Origin of the sequence: Streptomyces tendae (assembly GCF_014650435.1) — a bacterium.
GTDB classification, from domain to species: domain Bacteria; phylum Actinomycetota; class Actinomycetes; order Streptomycetales; family Streptomycetaceae; genus Streptomyces; species Streptomyces tendae.
This window is the reverse complement of sequence record NZ_BMUY01000007.1, coordinates 305444-319151: the sequence shown is the minus strand read 5'-3', so window position 1 is coordinate 319151 and position 13708 is coordinate 305444. Positions and strand designations below refer to the sequence as shown.

Annotated in this window: 15 protein-coding genes; 8 read left to right on the top strand and 7 right to left on the bottom strand. The window is 68.9% G+C overall.

Features of this window, described 5'->3' with window-relative positions:
* Positions 1 to 131: 131 nt before the first annotated feature.
* Positions 132 to 857: an endo-1,4-beta-xylanase XynA gene (gene xynA / locus IE258_RS20590; protein WP_189745560.1), complete on the bottom strand. Its 726-nt coding sequence runs from the start codon at positions 855 to 857 to the stop codon at positions 132 to 134.
* Between the two features lie 577 nt (positions 858 to 1434).
* Positions 1435 to 2001 carry a TetR/AcrR family transcriptional regulator gene (locus IE258_RS20585; protein ID WP_189745558.1) on the bottom strand — a complete coding sequence of 189 codons (567 nt, stop codon included), beginning with the start codon at positions 1999 to 2001 and terminating at the stop codon, positions 1435 to 1437.
* A 114-nt stretch (positions 2002 to 2115) separates the two neighbouring features.
* Here IE258_RS20585 and IE258_RS20580 point away from each other — a divergent pair, with 114 nt between their 5' ends.
* Entirely contained in the window at positions 2116 to 2808 is a 693-nt protein-coding gene (locus tag IE258_RS20580; RefSeq protein WP_189745556.1) for an SDR family oxidoreductase, read from the top strand.
* A gap of 251 nt (positions 2809 to 3059) precedes the next feature.
* The gene (locus IE258_RS20575) at positions 3060 to 4589 is read left to right on the top strand and encodes a glycoside hydrolase family 43 protein (RefSeq protein WP_189745553.1); all 1530 of its coding nucleotides are present in this window, start codon (positions 3060 to 3062) and stop codon (positions 4587 to 4589) included.
* 305 nt (positions 4590 to 4894) lie between these two features.
* Here the strand turns inward: IE258_RS20575 and IE258_RS20570 are convergent, their stop codons facing one another.
* The gene (locus IE258_RS20570) at positions 4895 to 5608 is read right to left on the bottom strand and encodes an SDR family NAD(P)-dependent oxidoreductase (RefSeq protein ID WP_189745551.1); all 714 of its coding nucleotides are present in this window, start codon (positions 5606 to 5608) and stop codon (positions 4895 to 4897) included.
* 194 nt (positions 5609 to 5802) lie between these two features.
* Between IE258_RS20570 and IE258_RS20565 the strand changes: the two genes are divergently transcribed.
* The gene (locus IE258_RS20565) at positions 5803 to 6414 is read left to right on the top strand and encodes a TetR/AcrR family transcriptional regulator (RefSeq protein ID WP_189745549.1); all 612 of its coding nucleotides are present in this window, start codon (positions 5803 to 5805) and stop codon (positions 6412 to 6414) included.
* A 139-nt stretch (positions 6415 to 6553) separates the two neighbouring features.
* Here IE258_RS20565 and IE258_RS20560 read toward each other — a convergent pair whose 3' ends face one another.
* Positions 6554 to 7117 carry a TetR/AcrR family transcriptional regulator gene (locus tag IE258_RS20560; protein WP_229892278.1) on the bottom strand — a complete coding sequence of 188 codons (564 nt, stop codon included), beginning with the start codon at positions 7115 to 7117 and terminating at the stop codon, positions 6554 to 6556.
* Positions 7118 to 7197: 80 nt separating this feature from the next.
* Here IE258_RS20560 and IE258_RS20555 point away from each other — a divergent pair, with 80 nt between their 5' ends.
* The gene (locus IE258_RS20555; RefSeq protein ID WP_189745545.1) at positions 7198 to 7971 is read left to right on the top strand and encodes an oxidoreductase; all 774 of its coding nucleotides are present in this window, start codon (positions 7198 to 7200) and stop codon (positions 7969 to 7971) included.
* Between the two features lie 32 nt (positions 7972 to 8003).
* Entirely contained in the window at positions 8004 to 8366 is a 363-nt protein-coding gene (locus IE258_RS20550; protein ID WP_189745543.1) for a VOC family protein, read from the top strand.
* A gap of 130 nt (positions 8367 to 8496) precedes the next feature.
* Here the strand turns inward: IE258_RS20550 and IE258_RS20545 are convergent, their stop codons facing one another.
* Both IE258_RS20545 and IE258_RS20540 read right to left on the bottom strand, forming a co-directional pair.
* The gene (locus IE258_RS20545) at positions 8497 to 9246 is read right to left on the bottom strand and encodes an SDR family oxidoreductase (RefSeq protein ID WP_189745541.1); all 750 of its coding nucleotides are present in this window, start codon (positions 9244 to 9246) and stop codon (positions 8497 to 8499) included.
* Between the two features lie 13 nt (positions 9247 to 9259).
* Positions 9260 to 10009 (bottom strand): SDR family NAD(P)-dependent oxidoreductase, encoded by a 750-nt coding sequence (locus tag IE258_RS20540; RefSeq protein ID WP_189745539.1) that lies wholly within the window; start codon positions 10007 to 10009, stop codon positions 9260 to 9262.
* A gap of 118 nt (positions 10010 to 10127) precedes the next feature.
* Between IE258_RS20540 and IE258_RS20535 the strand changes: the two genes are divergently transcribed.
* The 3 genes from IE258_RS20535 (at position 10128) to IE258_RS20525 (ending at position 12642) form a co-directional block, all read left to right on the top strand.
* Positions 10128 to 10727, top strand: a complete 600-nt coding sequence (locus IE258_RS20535) for a TetR/AcrR family transcriptional regulator (protein ID WP_189745537.1) — start codon at positions 10128 to 10130, stop codon at positions 10725 to 10727.
* A 130-nt stretch (positions 10728 to 10857) separates the two neighbouring features.
* Positions 10858 to 11301 carry an RrF2 family transcriptional regulator gene (locus tag IE258_RS20530; protein ID WP_189745535.1) on the top strand — a complete coding sequence of 148 codons (444 nt, stop codon included), beginning with the start codon at positions 10858 to 10860 and terminating at the stop codon, positions 11299 to 11301.
* Positions 11302 to 11352: 51 nt separating this feature from the next.
* The gene (locus IE258_RS20525) at positions 11353 to 12642 is read left to right on the top strand and encodes an amidohydrolase family protein (RefSeq protein ID WP_229892277.1); all 1290 of its coding nucleotides are present in this window, start codon (positions 11353 to 11355) and stop codon (positions 12640 to 12642) included.
* Between the two features lie 72 nt (positions 12643 to 12714).
* On the opposite strand, the gene IE258_RS20520 is transcribed toward IE258_RS20525, so the two are convergent.
* Positions 12715 to 13557, bottom strand: coding sequence for a MerR family transcriptional regulator (locus IE258_RS20520; RefSeq protein ID WP_189745533.1), 843 nt, complete (start codon positions 13555 to 13557; stop codon positions 12715 to 12717).
* Between the last annotated feature and the right edge of the window lie 151 nt (positions 13558 to 13708).

Sequence of the window (13708 nt, the reverse complement as noted above, 5' to 3'; positions counted from 1 at the left end):
AGGAGTCTCTGTGCCGGGTGCGCAGGACTCGTGGCGGCCGGAACAACTCCGCGGTTCCGGCACCGACCGGCAGTGATTGTGGGCCCCGCCACGTAGACGGGGCCCACAACCCGTTGTCCACCGGACAGAGGTCAACCGCTGACCGTGATGTTCGAGCTTCCGCTGCTCTGATAGCCCTCAGTGGCCATGATCATGTAGTACTTGAACTGACCCATGTTCATGCCCGCGCGCGCCCAGGCGTCGAAGTGGTTGCCGGTGGTGATGGTGCCGGAGCCGCTGGTCACCTTCGACTGCCGGACGCTCCAGTACTGCTGGAAGGTCTTGGTGCCTTCCACGGAGGGGGCGTTGTAGCGGGTCGTCTGGTAGATGTCGTAGGTGCCGCCGTCACTAGAGACGGTCCCCTTGTACGTACCGGTGGGCCGGTAGCTGCCCCAGTTGTCGACGATGTAGTACTCCACCAGCGGGTTCGAGGTCCAGCCGTAGAGGCAGCCGTAGCCGTTGCCCGACGGGTTGAAGTAGCCGTTGTAGCGGACCGTCCTGCGTCCGCCGGTGCTCCAGCCCTTGCCGGCGACGAAGTTGCCGCAGTTGGTCCACTGGGTGCTGTAGCTGCCGCCGCCGTTGAGCGTCATGGAGACGGAGCCGCCGCCGTCGGTCCAGAACGAGTAGTACATGCCGTCGGTGCCGGTCTGGTTGGTGGTGATGGTGGTGGCGGCGTGGGCGTTGCCGGGCAGCAGCAGCCCGGACGCGGTGGCGAGCGCGAGAGTGCCGGCGCCACCGAGGAAGCCTCGTCGGCTCACTCCGTTGAGGGGGGCGGGATTCTGCTTGGTCCGGTCCTGCTGTGTGCCGTCCTGCTGCATGCGTTCTCCCGATGAAGGCGGGTGGGGGGCGAGCGACTTCTGCCGCCCGCTGCCTTGCACGAACCACGGCGGGGCCGCCCGGTCGTCGCGCCGTGACAACCGGTCGCCGTGCCCGGCCACATGACGCGAACGGGCCACGACCGCCCTGTCGTTCTGTGGCCACAGCTTTCGCAAGATGCCATGATCCTGTCAATAGTTTCGGCTGACTTTCGGAAACACGCTTCTCAGGGGTGGAGGTTCTGGCATATATGAACTCCCTGATCAGAACACTTCTTGCCCGAGAGGCTGCGGGAGATGAGATGAGGACCAGAGGCGGTAGTACGCAATCTCGTGTGTGATGCTCGAAACTTTCGAAGTGAAGAGCCGAGTCGGCAACGGAGACGGATGGCGGCGCCGGCGCTGACGCCGTGGGACCGCCGGGCAACAGGCATGGCAAGGCAGGCAGTGCGCTCGGTGGCGTCGATCGGCGGGCAACGGAGTGCAGCAGTGCGGCCGACTTGCCCTGCAGGGTGGGCCCCGCACGTACGACGCTGAAGCTACGGCAGTGATGCCAGCGGGCCGCCGGGAACGGGGCCGATCAGCCCGCTTCGGTCAAAGCCTTGTGCGCGGCAGCGAGGATCTCCTCGGAGAGCGGGAGGCCCTTGGTGGCCCGGGACAGTACCAGCGCACCGAACAGCGTACAGAGGCGGACGATGCCGTCCTGGTCGTCACGGGCCAGGAACTCGGCGAAGTCGGCCACCCCCTCGGCGTAGACGCGATGAGCCTGACGCTCACCCGCCTCGCCCTCGCGCGCGATGTCGGTGGCGAGCGCGGCGACCGGGCAGCCGTCCGCCGGGGCGTCTCGGTGCTCGACGGAGAGGTAGGCATCGATCAGCGCCTGCTGGGCGGCGACGCGCTGCCCGTCGTGCCGCTCGAGCCCGGTGTTGTAGCGCTCGGCGAGTTCGGCGAAGGCGTGGGCGGTGGCCTCGTCGACGAGCGCCTCCTTGGAGGCGAACTGCTTGTAGAAGGCACCGTGGGTCAGACCGGCCGCCTTCATCACGTCGGCGACGCTCACATGGGTGCCCCGCTCCCGGAACAGCCGGGATGCGGTGTCCACCACCCGCCTGCGGTTCTCCTCCGCCTGCGCCTGCGATACGCGGCCCATGACCAGCTCCCGTTTGGATGTCGACTGGCATCTATCGTAGCTCGTCGTTTAGATTAGGCTCATAATCTAAACCAGGTGGGTGGCCGGACGGCCCCTGCCGGACCAGGAGCAGACATGGAACTCAAGAACGCGGTCGCGGTCGTCACCGGCTCCAACCGGGGCTTCGGCCGGCATCTGGCCGCCCAGCTCGTCGATCGCGGCGCCAAGGTGTACGGCGGGGCCCGACGTCCCGAGACCGTCGACGTGCCAGGCGTCATCCCGTTGCGGCTGGACGTCACGGACGAGGCATCGATACGGGAGGCCGTGCGCGTGGCGTCCGACACGACACTGCTGATCAACAACGCGGGCATCTCCACCGGCGCGACGCTGCTCGGAGGCGACATGACTGAGGTGCGCCGGGAGATGGAGACCAACTACTTCGGCCCGCTCGCCACGACCCGGTCCTTCGCCCCCGTCATCGAGGGCAACGGCGGCGGAGCGGTGCTCAACGTCCTTTCCGCCCTGTCCTGGTACCACCCGGCAGGGCTCGGCGCCTACGCCGCGTCCAAGGCCGCCGCCTGGGCTCTGACCGGTGCGACGCGCGACGAACTGGCTCCTCGCGGTATCACCGTCTCGGCGCTGCACGTCGGCTACATGGACACCGACATGGCCGCCGCCGTCCCCGCCGATCAGAAGGTCGCCGCCGCCGAAGTTGCAGCCCAGGCCCTTCGCGGCATCGAGACCGGCCTGTCCGAGATCCTCGCCGACGAGACCAGTCGGCACGTCAAGCTGAGCCTGGCCGGGGCGCCCCAGCCGAACGCAGGCTGACGCCCACCCCCATCACCGGCGCGACGGCCCCTCGGCGTCCGGCCGACCGATACGCAGTGCGTCCGTCCGGCCGGGACCACCCCGGTGCTCGCTCGGCCCCGAGGGGATTGCCGCCTCCCCCGGCCACCTCCAGCAAAACGACGACCGCCCTAGCTGTCGTCCCAGGACCCCTGCCGGTCACGGTCAATCTTCCTCGTCACAGCACTAGTTAGACTCTCGGCACCCGGACGGCTCGAAGGGAAGACACTTCCGTGCACATATACGACAATCCGGTGATCAGTGGTTTCCATCCTGATCCGAGCGTGTGCCGGGTCGGTGACGACTATTACCTGGTGTGTTCCAGCTTCGAGTACTTTCCCGGGCTGCCGCTCTTCCACAGCAAGGACCTCGTGCACTGGGAGCAGATCGGCAACGTCCTCGACCGGCCCGGGCAACTGCCGCTACCTCTGCCCGGTGCCAAGGCGTCCGGAGGTCTCTACGCCCCGACCATCCGTCACCATGACGGCCGCTACTGGGTCATCAACACCAACATCGACGGTGGCGGCAACTTCGTGGTCTCGGCCGAGCGGCCCGAAGGGCCCTGGAGCGACCCCGTGTGGATCGACCTGACCGGGATCGATCCCGACCTGGCATGGGAGGAGGACGGCACCTGCTGGTGTGCCTTCTCCGGTCCCGAAGGGGGCATCAACATGGCCAGGATCGACCCTGTCAAGGGCGAGGTGCTGGAGAAGCCCTTCGCCACATGGTCGGGCAGCGGCCTCAAGTTCCCCGAGGCGCCGCACCTCTACCGCATCGGCGACTGGTGGTACCTGCTGATCGCGGAGGGCGGCACGGAACGCGGTCACAGTGTGTCCATTGCCCGCAGCCGCTCGCCTCGCGGCCCTTGGGAAGGCGCGCCCGCCAACCCCCTGCTGTCCCACAGCGGGACCGCCCGCTCCATCCAGAACACGGGCCACGCCGACCTGGTGGAAGCTCCCGACGGCAGCTGGTGGATGGTGCTGCTCGGTGTCCGTCCCCGGGGCTTCACGCCCGACGTGCACGTGCTCGGCCGCGAGACGTTCCTGACCCCCGTGGCGTGGGACCGGGACGGATGGCCCGTCGTCGCGCCCGTTCCCGTGAGCCACGCCGCCCCGGGTGGGGCCTGGCACCCCCTTCCGGCCCCGCCCGCCCGGGACGACTTCGACGGGTCCTCCCTCGCACCGCACTGGATCTCGCCGTTCGCCCGCCAGGAAGGCTCCTGGTCGCTCGCCGAGCGGCCGGGCTGGCTGCTCCTCAGCGCGACCGGCCCAGCGCTCGATCGCCCCGGGTACACCTTTGTCGGGCGGCGCCAGCAGCACCACGACTGCCGCGTCACCGCCCTGATCGACCCGGGTACAGGACGCGGCGGACTCTGCGTACGTCTCGACGAGGCCCACCACTACGAGGTGGAGGCCGGGGGCGGGGAGGTCCGTGTCGTCGCCCGGATCGGGCCGCTGCGCCAGACCGTGGCCCGCCGACCGGTGCCGGCCGGGCCGCTGCACCTCACCGTGACGGTCCGGACGTCGGACCTCGTTCCCGCGTCGCCCGAACTCACCGACGGCGGGACCACGGGGCCCGACACCATCGTCTTCGGGCTCGGCGATCCCGACGCCACGGATGCCCGGCCGCTCGCCGAACTGGACGGGCGCTACCTGTCCACCGAGGTCGCCTGCGGCTTCACCGGCCGTGTGATCGGCATGTACGCCATCGAGGGCACGGTCGCCTTCGACTGGTTCGAGTACGCCCCGGCAACGTCCGTGTGACGCCCAGCGGCACCGGCCGCGCAGTGGACGGCCGGTTACGTAGCGGCGGCCGGGGAACTGTTCGAAACGCTCCCCGGTCATCAACGTCCGACGCCGGTCGAGATCCTGCGCATCGTCGGCGCTGCCGACCCGCCGCCCCACCGACGGCGGCTGACGACCAGGCCGGGGCGCACGACGGCCTCCGACCTCTCCGACTCGCCTGCGGCACTACCTGTTTGAGATGACCACGAACCTCGCTCTGAAATGGTCAGTCACCGGTGGCGGTGGCGATGTTCCGCCATCGGAGCCGAGTGCGGAGCCGGCCGTCAGGGGCGGGCGTGTACACCGATACCGCCGGAGACCGTGAGGTTGTCACCGGTGATGTAGCCGGCGGCGTCAGAGGCGAGGAAGGCCACGGCTTCGGCGATGTCGGCCGGAGCGCCGACGCGGCCCAGCGGAACGTCCCGCGCCCAGGAGTCGATCATTTCCTTGGAGACGCCCATCTTGCTGTAGGCGGGTGTCTCGATGAGCCCTGGGCTGACGGCGTTGACGCGGATGCGGCGCGGGGCGAGCTCCAGCGCGAGGGACCGCACGAGGGGCAGCAGTGCTCCCTTGGCGGCCGTCATGGCGGCTCCGACGCCTTCTCCGGCACCCACGGTGATCACGACCGAGCCGCCCTGGTTGAGGAGTGGGAGCGCCTTTTGCAGGGTGAAGAAGGTGCCCTTGACGTTGGTGTCGAACAGGGCGTCGAAGGTGTCTTCGTCGGTCGTTTCCATCGGGCCGGGACGAGAGATGCCCGCGTTGAGGAAGAGCAGGTCCAGTGAGCCGAAGTGCCGGCGCGCCTGGTCCATCGCGTCGTCGATGTCCCGCAGGGACCGCGCATCGGCCCGAACGACGACGACGCCTTCGGGGAGCTCTGCGCTCGTGACGTTGTCCATGCCGGTGACCATGACGCGGTAGCCGCGGGAGTGGAGCAGTTCAGCGGTCGCCTTGCCGATGCCGCTGGTTCCGCCGGTGATCAAAGCCGCAGGTGCAGACATGCTGCGTTCCCTTCTTCGTGCTGGAGAAGTACGAGTCGCTCGCTTGAGGGGTCCCGGTCCGAGGAGCCGCGTCACCCCGTGACACAGCGACCTGAGTGTCAGCGTACGCCAACCTGGCAGCGACTGCCAGAGGTCGTGTCGGTGCCAATCCTCCTGCGAGTGCCCATCTGGCAGTGCTGGGATAGGCTGTCGGCATGAAGCGGGAGGAAGCCAAGACGACGACGCGCGCGTCGGCCACGCTGTGGGACCGGACGCGCCAATTGGCCTCCCAGGAGATCCTTGAGACAGCTCTTCGCCTGTTCACCGAGCAGGGCTATGACGAGACGACGATTGCCCAGATCGCCCGAGAGGCCGGCGTCTCCCAGCGCACCCTGTTTCGCTACTTCGGCTCCAAGGAAGACCTGCTCGGCGGCGACCAGGACAGGTTCGGGCGCGTCCTGGCGGGCGCCATCAGTGAACAGCCCGCCGAAACCGGTGTCTGGGATGCCTTGCACGCGGGGATCGCCGCCGTACTGTCCCTGCATGACAACAGCGAGCAGGCACTGCAGCGGTTCCGCCTTCTGCACAACACCGCCTCGCTGCGCGCCGGCTGGCTCGAGAAGCGGCTGCGTCTCCAGGAAGAGCTGCTGCCGCTCGTCGAGGCGCGTATGGACGCCGCTGCCGGCGCGGCCGACGCGAGGGCCCGCGCGGTGATTGCGACAGCGTTCGCGTGCCTCGACGCCGCGTCGATGACATGGGTCGCCAACGACGGCCAGAGCAACATCATGGACTTGTACGACGAGTGCCTGGCCGCAGTACGCGGCTGACGCGAAGCGACCGACCGGCGCCGACCCCTCGACTCCGCTCCCCCCCGCCGGGGCATGACGTGTTCCCAGACGCCTCTACCGCAACCCGAGGACTGCTCAGACGCCCCCTGTCCGCGGCGTCCGCCATTCCTCCCTTGCGTCAGCGGTGCAGCAGGCCGTCGAGGAGGAGGCGGGTGATGGTTCGGGCCTCGTCCAGCCATCCGTCGCTGACGCGCATGGCGCAGATGCCACCAAGGGCGCGTAGCAGCGTGGGGCCGGTGACGTCGTCGCGAACGGTGCCGGCTGCGACGCCGGCGTCGAGCAGCCGGGTGAGCGCGTCGCTCATGCGGGAGCGGGCGTCGTCGAAGACCGGTGAGTCGCTCGCCATGATGCTCTCCAGCGCCACGGACATGCCCTTGCCCACAGCGGCGTGGTCCACGAGCAGCAGCAAGAAGCGACGCAGGGCCTCCGCCGGGGCGTACTGACCCAGCAGGTGGTCGGGCTCTGCGCACAGGTCGTCGACCTCCTTGCGGTACACCTCCTCGATCAGTGCCTCGCGGGTCTCGAAGTGACGGTAGAGCGTTCCGACGGCCACCCCGGCGCTTCGGGCGATGTCCTCCACGTGCGCGTCGGTGTCACCGTCGAGGAACGCCGCGCGGGCCGCGGCCAGCAGTGCCTCGCGGTTGCGCCGCGCGTCGCGGCGCAACGGGCGTGATGCCGTCAAGGAAACCTCCATAAGGTGAGTCCGACTCCGTTTAGGTGTACCTTTCCGGAGTCGGGTTCACTTTACTGAGGAGATCCCCCATGCCGAACAACGACAAGAGTCTGGACGGCCTGCGCGTACTGGTCACCGGTGGCAGCCGGGGGCTGGGCGAGGCGACCGTACGCCGGTTCGCCTCCGCCGGTGCGACCGTGCTGACCGCCTCTCGCACCCCGCCCGCGACAGACAGCCGCGCCGCGTTCCTCGCGGCCGACCTGTCCACGGAGCAGGGCGTGGCCGACCTCGGTCGCCGCGTCGTCGAGCACCTGGGTGGTGTGGACGTACTCGTGAACAACGCCGGTGCGGCGAGTGCGCCGGCGCCCACCCTGAGCCGGTCGGACGCGTCCTGGCAGGCGGACCTGGAGATGAACCTCCTCAGCGCGGTGCGCCTCGACCGGGCCCTGGTGCCGGGAATGGTCGAGCGCGGATCCGGCGTCGTGGTGCACGTCTCCTCGATCGCCAGCCAGTTGCCCCAGCGCACCGAGGCGTCCTACGCCGCCGCGAAGGCCGCGCTGAACACCTACAGCCGGGAACTGGCCACCGAGGTGGGTGAGCACGGCGTGCGCGTGGTGTGCGTCCTTCCCGGCTTCGTCGTCACCGACGGCGCGACCGCCCATCTGCGCCACATGGCCGAGAAGCAGGGCACGACCACCGAGGAGGTCACCCGGCAGATCGTGGATCACCTGAAGGTGCCCCTGGGCCGCCCCGGGGATCCCGAGGACGTCGCCGAGATGATCGCCTTCCTCGCCTCGGACCGTGCGAAGTGGCTCACCGGCGCACAGTTCCGCGTCGACGGCGGCATCCTCCCCACCGTCTGAAGCCCGACCAGCATGAGGAACAGGACCACAACATGCCCATGACCCTCGCCTCCGTGATCATCGACGCCGCCGACATCGAGACGGAGGGCACGTTCTGGCACCGCCTGCTCGGCGGCTCCGTCCACCGCACACCCACGCATCGCTTCATCCAGGCTCCCGGCCTGCCGGTGGTCGTCGTACAGTCGGCCCCCGGACATGTCGCTCCGAGTTGGCCCGACGGCGCCTCTCAGCAGATGCACCTCGACTTCGGCGTCGACGACCTCGCGATCGCCGACCGCACGGCCACCGAGGCGGGCGCCATCCGTCTGCGGCCGGCCGAGGCCGAGAGCGACGACACCGGTAGCCGCATCTACGCCAGCCCGGCCGGGCATCCCTTCTGCCTGCGCGCAGCCTGAGCCCGCACAGCCGCGCAGACTGCAGCGTGGGGCCGTCCTCGCCGAGGGCGTCGTCTCGGGCGGGCGCACGGATCCGTCGTCACGGCGAGCGGCGAGCGGCGAGCGGCGAGCGGCGAGCGGCGAACCAGTGCTAGTACGCGAGTTGTCCGATGCCCCCGTCGACGCGCAGCACGGTCCCCGCGGTGTAGGCGGATTCGTCCGAGGCGAGGTAGACCGCCGCCTTCGCCAGCTCGGTGGCGGTTCCCAGGCGGTGCAGAGGCACGGTCTGCCGGAGTTCCTCGTAGAGGGCTGCCTGGCGCTCGGCGCCGAGGGGTGCGAACGCGTTGGTGATCGTCGGGCCCGGGCTCAGTCCGTTGACGCGGATGCCGCGGTCCTTCAACTCATGGGTAAGCCCACGTGTGTAGGAGAGCAGGCCTGCCTTGGCCGCGCCGTAGACCGTCGCGTTCTCGTGTCCGATGTACGCGGAGACCGAGCCGACGAGGATGACCGAGGACTGCTGCGAGAAGAGCGGCAGGAGGTGTCTGACGAGGAAGAACGGCGACTTGAGATTGGTCGCGACGAGCGTGTCGAACGCCTCCTCGGTCCATGCCTCGATGGGGAGGTGGGTCGTGTCGGCGGCGTTGCTCATCAGGATGTCGAGCTTCGGCCATTCCTCCCGCAGCCGTGCCGCGAGCGTCGCCTGGCCGGGTACGTCGCCGGCGTCGCTGACGATGGTCAGCAGCGGGCCGTCCAGTTGCCGAGCGGCGGCGTCCAGCCTTTCCCGGGAGCGGCCGGTGATGGCGACCGTGGCTCCCTCGGCGAGGAACTCGCGGGCCGTTTCCAGGCCGATGCCGCTCGTCCCCCCTGTGATCAGTGCGTGCTTTCCCGTAAGCCGATCCATGGTTCTGTTCCTCTCAGATTGCGGTGCGGCCACCGTCGGCGGCCACGATCGCCCCGGTCATGTAGCTGGCCCGGCCGCTGGCGAGAAAGGCGATCACCTGGGCCACCTCGGCGGGGTCGGAGGTGCGCTTGAGCGCGGTGGTGAGGCCCATGCCGCCCATGTCGGGTCCCATCGCCGCGATCACCTTCGAGGTGCGCATCGGGCCCGGAGCGACGGCGTTGACCCGCACGTTCGACTCGGCGAATTCAGCCGCCCAGGTGCGGGTCAGTGATTCGAGCGCCGCCTTGGTGGCGCCGTACACCGCCATGCCCGGCATGCCGAGGCCGGCCGCGGTGGAGCTGACGTTGACGATGCTGCCGCCGCCGCCCGCGGCCATCTTCTCCGCGAGCAGGGCGGTGAGCTGGAACGGGGCACGCACATTGACCGCGAAGGCTGCGTCGTAGGTCGTGAGGTCCTGCCCGGCGGTCGGGGCGAACGTCATCATGCTCGCGTTGTTGACCAAGATGTCGACTGCCCCGGCGTCCGCGGCCAGCTGCCGCACGCCCGCCGGGTCGGACAGGTCGGCGGCGACGAAACGCACCGCCCCGGCGGAGCTGCCGCGCACTGCGCGGAGGTCTTCCACCACCTTGGCGCCGCGTCGCGGATCGGTGCCGGTCAGGATCAGGTCCGCTCCGCCCGCGGCCAGCACCCTGGCCGTGACGTGCCCGAGTCCCCCGACCGCGCCGGATCCGGTGACGAGTGCCGTCTTGCCCGCAAACTCCATTGCTCCGCCCTTCGCGCCGATCAGTGAGCGACCGACTTCTGTGCGTCCGTTCAAGAAGTGATGCGACGGAACCTACGACTTCTTGAACGTCCAGTCAAGAAGTCGTAGGATCGAGCACGTGGCACGAACCGGACGCCCCCGCGAGTTCGACAAGGAACGGACGCTGGAGCGCGCACTCGAACTGTTCTGGTCCCGGGGATACGGGGCGACATCGATCCAGGACCTGGTCGACGCGCTGGCCGTCGAGCGCGGCAGTCTCTACGGCGCGTTCGGCGACAAGCGCCGCTTCTACCTGGAAGCCGTCAGGCTCTACTGGCAGGTGTACGAGCGTCATCTGACCGCCGCACTCGACACCAGCCCACTCCTGCCCGCCCTGCGGGAGATCCTGACCCATCCCGTCAGGCTGGACGAACTGGTCTCCGACCTGGGCGCGCCACAGGGCTGCCTGATCGGCAACACGACCGCAGAGCTCGTCCCCCAGGACGGCGAAGCCACGGAGATCGTCACCCGCTCGTACCGCAGGTTCACCGACATCGTCGCCGCAGCGCTCCGCCGCGCACAGGCAGCCGGTGAGGTCACGGACACCGGCTCCCCCGAGGCCCAGGCGCAACTCCTCCTCTACATCGTCCAGGGGCTCTCGCTCGTATCGAGGGCGGGGCTCGACAGGGCTGCGGCCCTGGCGGCGGTCGACGCGGCGGTGGACGGGTTGCGGGCGTGACCGGACGACCGTTCAGGCCGTCGTCACCCGGCGTCCGCCCTGCGCGGGTCCGGGGGCCGGACGGCTCCATTGACCGTCGAATCATCTGCAACTACTTTGGTGACAGTTGATCGGCGGCGAGGAGTCGAAGATGGCGGGGCTCAGCAGCAGGAGCGCGGTCGCGATTCACGCGCTCGCGATGCTGGCGCACCGGCGCGGAGGCTCGTTGACTTCCGCGGAGATCGCGGACAGCCTCGAAAGCAATCCAGTTCTCGTGCGGCGCATCCTCGGCCAGTTGCGAGACGCTCATCTGGTGCGGTCCACGGAGGGGCGGGGTGGCGGCTGGTTCCTTGCCCGCACTCCGCGGGACATCACGCTCTACGACGCGTACGCCGCCGTGGAGGGAGGGCGAATCCTCTCGAGGCACCCCCATCCACCGAGTGGGGCATGTGTGATCGGCCGCAACATCGGCGATCTGCTCGACGTCGAGTTCCGCGGCGCGGAGCGGGCTCTGGAGGAACAGCTCGGCCGCACGACGATCGCCGCCCTCCTGCAGCAGATACTGGCCTGCGACAACGAAGCGCGGGACCACTGAATCAACCGTGACACACACGCCACGTCATGACGCACACCCTAACTGCAACCAATGCAGTTGCAGTTGATTCGAGACGCGTACACGCCAGGAGTGAGAGCGATGCACCACGAAGCCGAAGCGATCGCGAGCGCCGAGGCCGCCGGTCCTGCGACCTACGACCTCGTCATCCGTCGCGCACATGTCTTCGACGGCCGCCAGGCGCTCACCGGTCTGTACGACATCGCCGTCAACGGCACGGAGATCGCCTCCGTATCGGCCGAACCGCTCGGGGGCAGGCAGGAGGTCGATGCGGCCGGAGCATGGGTAATGCCGGGACTGATCGACACTCATGTCCACTTCTACGACGTGCGCGCGGTCTCGGATCCTGACTCGATGCGGGCCTTCGAGGAGAACGAACTCCCGGGGCGCCTCGGGCTGTTCCTCGACCACGGGGTCACCACCATCAAGTCGGTGGGCGATCCGACGGGCGGGATCCTGGCCACGCGGGCCGGAATCGCCGAAGGCACGCTGCGTGGCCCGCGACTGCTGGCAACCGGTTGCGGCATCACCGGGCGCGACGGGCACCCCGCCGCCACTGTCTTCAGCGACAACCCCTGGGCGCGCGAACGCTTCACGGGAGAGGTCGACAGCGTGCAGGAGATCCGCGACCTGGTGCACCACCTCGCCGACCGCAAGGTGGACGCCATCAAACTCCTGTCAGAGGGCGCGTGCGCGCACTGCGGCGAGTCGGCATACCTCTGGCAGAATCCCGCCTTTCCGGATGGTGTCGAGCTGGAACGACTCCCCCTCGAACTCCTCCGGGCAGGTATCGAGACCGGGCACGAGCGGGGCCTTCGGGTCACCGTCCACACCACTCAGCAAGCCGCGGCACGCGAGGCGATCGAGGCCGGGGCGGACGGCCTGGAGCACGGTGTCACCGTCGAGCCCCTCACCGACCGCTCGCTCATCGACCTCATGCTCGAACGCGGCATCACCTACACACCCACACTCTGGATCGACGATGCCCACCCGGACGCGCGTGGCAACCTCAAGAAGGTCTCCCAGGCCGGCGTGCACATCGCGCTGGGCAGTGACACCTTCAGCGGCCGGGGCCTGTTCGGAGCCAACACCCTGGAAGAGGCCGAGCTCATGGTGGCGGCCGGGATGACACCCACCCAGGTACTGGCCGCAGGCACCAGCGGGGCGTCGCGGCAGTGCGCCCGCCCCGACCTCGGCGCGGTGGCCGAAGGCAAGCGCGCCGACCTGCTTGTACTGAACGCCGATCCCACCACGGACATCGGGAACCTGCGCGATCTCAGCATCGTGATCCTCAACGGCGAACTCGCCGTCGACAAGCGTTAGGCGGTTTCGCTCGGATCAGCCGATCGCCGGTGAGGGATCACCGTGCGCCGACCGTGGTGCTTCGAAGGCCGATCAGTCTGTCTGGCGGGCGGCATTGAGCAGTTCTGCGGCACGTTCCATGCACCGTACGCGAGCCGGGGAGAAGTCGTACGGCATCTTGCCGATGGCTTGGAGCGCGCTCATCACCGGTTCACCGTCCTCCGGGTCCGTTGTCTGATCGGGCTGGTGGACCGCCAGTTCATCCAGGGTGTCGTCAAGTCCGGCCTCCTCTATGGCGGATTCCACAGCGAGTTCGTGGGCGCACCACTGCTCGGCGATTTCTTCCACAAGGGGATCGTCGGGGTCGACGCTGTCGTCGAGGGCGGTCTCGGCCTCGGTCAGGCGATCGTCCTCGGCCCGCAGTTCGGGGTGGGTGGCCAGGACGATGAACCGGTCAGCCTGAAGGGCCGCGCCGAGTGGTCCGAAGATGCGCTCAGTGACCAGGAGGGTGTCCAGATCCGATCGCCGCAGGGCGCCGGGGGGCAGATGGCGTACGCGGCCGGTGACGAGGGGGGAGAGCAGGCCGACAGGGTCGCCGGCCTCGCGCCAGTTGCGCACCGCGGCCCGTTGGCGTTCGATGACGGCTGCCTGGGCGGCCAGGGATTCCTCCAGACGGGCGAGGGACTGCTCGATGTCGGTGCCGGGCTCGAAGGTGGTGCGGATGTCCTCCAGGGCGATTCCGACGTCTGCCATTTTGCGGATCCACAGCAGGCGGATCATATCGTCGTAGCCGTAGCGACGGCGGTCGTCGGCGCCCCGCTCCGGCTCGGGAAGCAGTCCGATGGCGTGGTAGTGGCGGATGGCCCGGGGGGTCGTCCCGGCGAACGCGGCGGCATCGCCGATCTTGACCCGGCGGGGAATCACAGGAAGATGCATGAGGACCTCTCGACGTCTCACTCACAGGCCACTGGACCACATGCCGTTACGACATGTGCAACCTGCCTTCGCCGACGCCACTGCGACGGACTGCAGGTGCGTGTCACCAGGCTCGGCGAAGGAATCGGTCACAGCACTGACACTCCATTGC

Excerpts from the sequence above, each read along its gene's own strand:
- IE258_RS20570 (WP_189745551.1), bottom strand. The coding sequence starts at position 5,608 with ATGTCTGCACCTGCGGCTTTGATCACCGGCGGAACCAGCGGCATCGGC.
- IE258_RS20585 (WP_189745558.1), bottom strand. The coding sequence starts at position 2,001 with ATGGGCCGCGTATCGCAGGCGCAGGCGGAGGAGAACCGCAGGCGGGTG.
- IE258_RS20550 (WP_189745543.1), top strand. The coding sequence starts at position 8,004 with ATGCCCATGACCCTCGCCTCCGTGATCATCGACGCCGCCGACATCGAG.
- IE258_RS20545 (WP_189745541.1), bottom strand. The coding sequence starts at position 9,246 with ATGGATCGGCTTACGGGAAAGCACGCACTGATCACAGGGGGGACGAGC.
- IE258_RS20530 (WP_189745535.1), top strand. The coding sequence starts at position 10,858 with ATGGCGGGGCTCAGCAGCAGGAGCGCGGTCGCGATTCACGCGCTCGCG.
- IE258_RS20520 (WP_189745533.1), bottom strand. The coding sequence starts at position 13,557 with ATGCATCTTCCTGTGATTCCCCGCCGGGTCAAGATCGGCGATGCCGCC.
- IE258_RS20580 (WP_189745556.1), top strand. The coding sequence starts at position 2,116 with ATGGAACTCAAGAACGCGGTCGCGGTCGTCACCGGCTCCAACCGGGGC.
- IE258_RS20565 (WP_189745549.1), top strand. The coding sequence starts at position 5,803 with ATGAAGCGGGAGGAAGCCAAGACGACGACGCGCGCGTCGGCCACGCTG.
- IE258_RS20525 (WP_229892277.1), top strand. The coding sequence starts at position 11,353 with ATGCAGTTGCAGTTGATTCGAGACGCGTACACGCCAGGAGTGAGAGCG.
- IE258_RS20555 (WP_189745545.1), top strand. The coding sequence starts at position 7,198 with ATGCCGAACAACGACAAGAGTCTGGACGGCCTGCGCGTACTGGTCACC.
- xynA (WP_189745560.1), bottom strand. The coding sequence starts at position 857 with ATGCAGCAGGACGGCACACAGCAGGACCGGACCAAGCAGAATCCCGCC.
- IE258_RS20540 (WP_189745539.1), bottom strand. The coding sequence starts at position 10,009 with ATGGAGTTTGCGGGCAAGACGGCACTCGTCACCGGATCCGGCGCGGTC.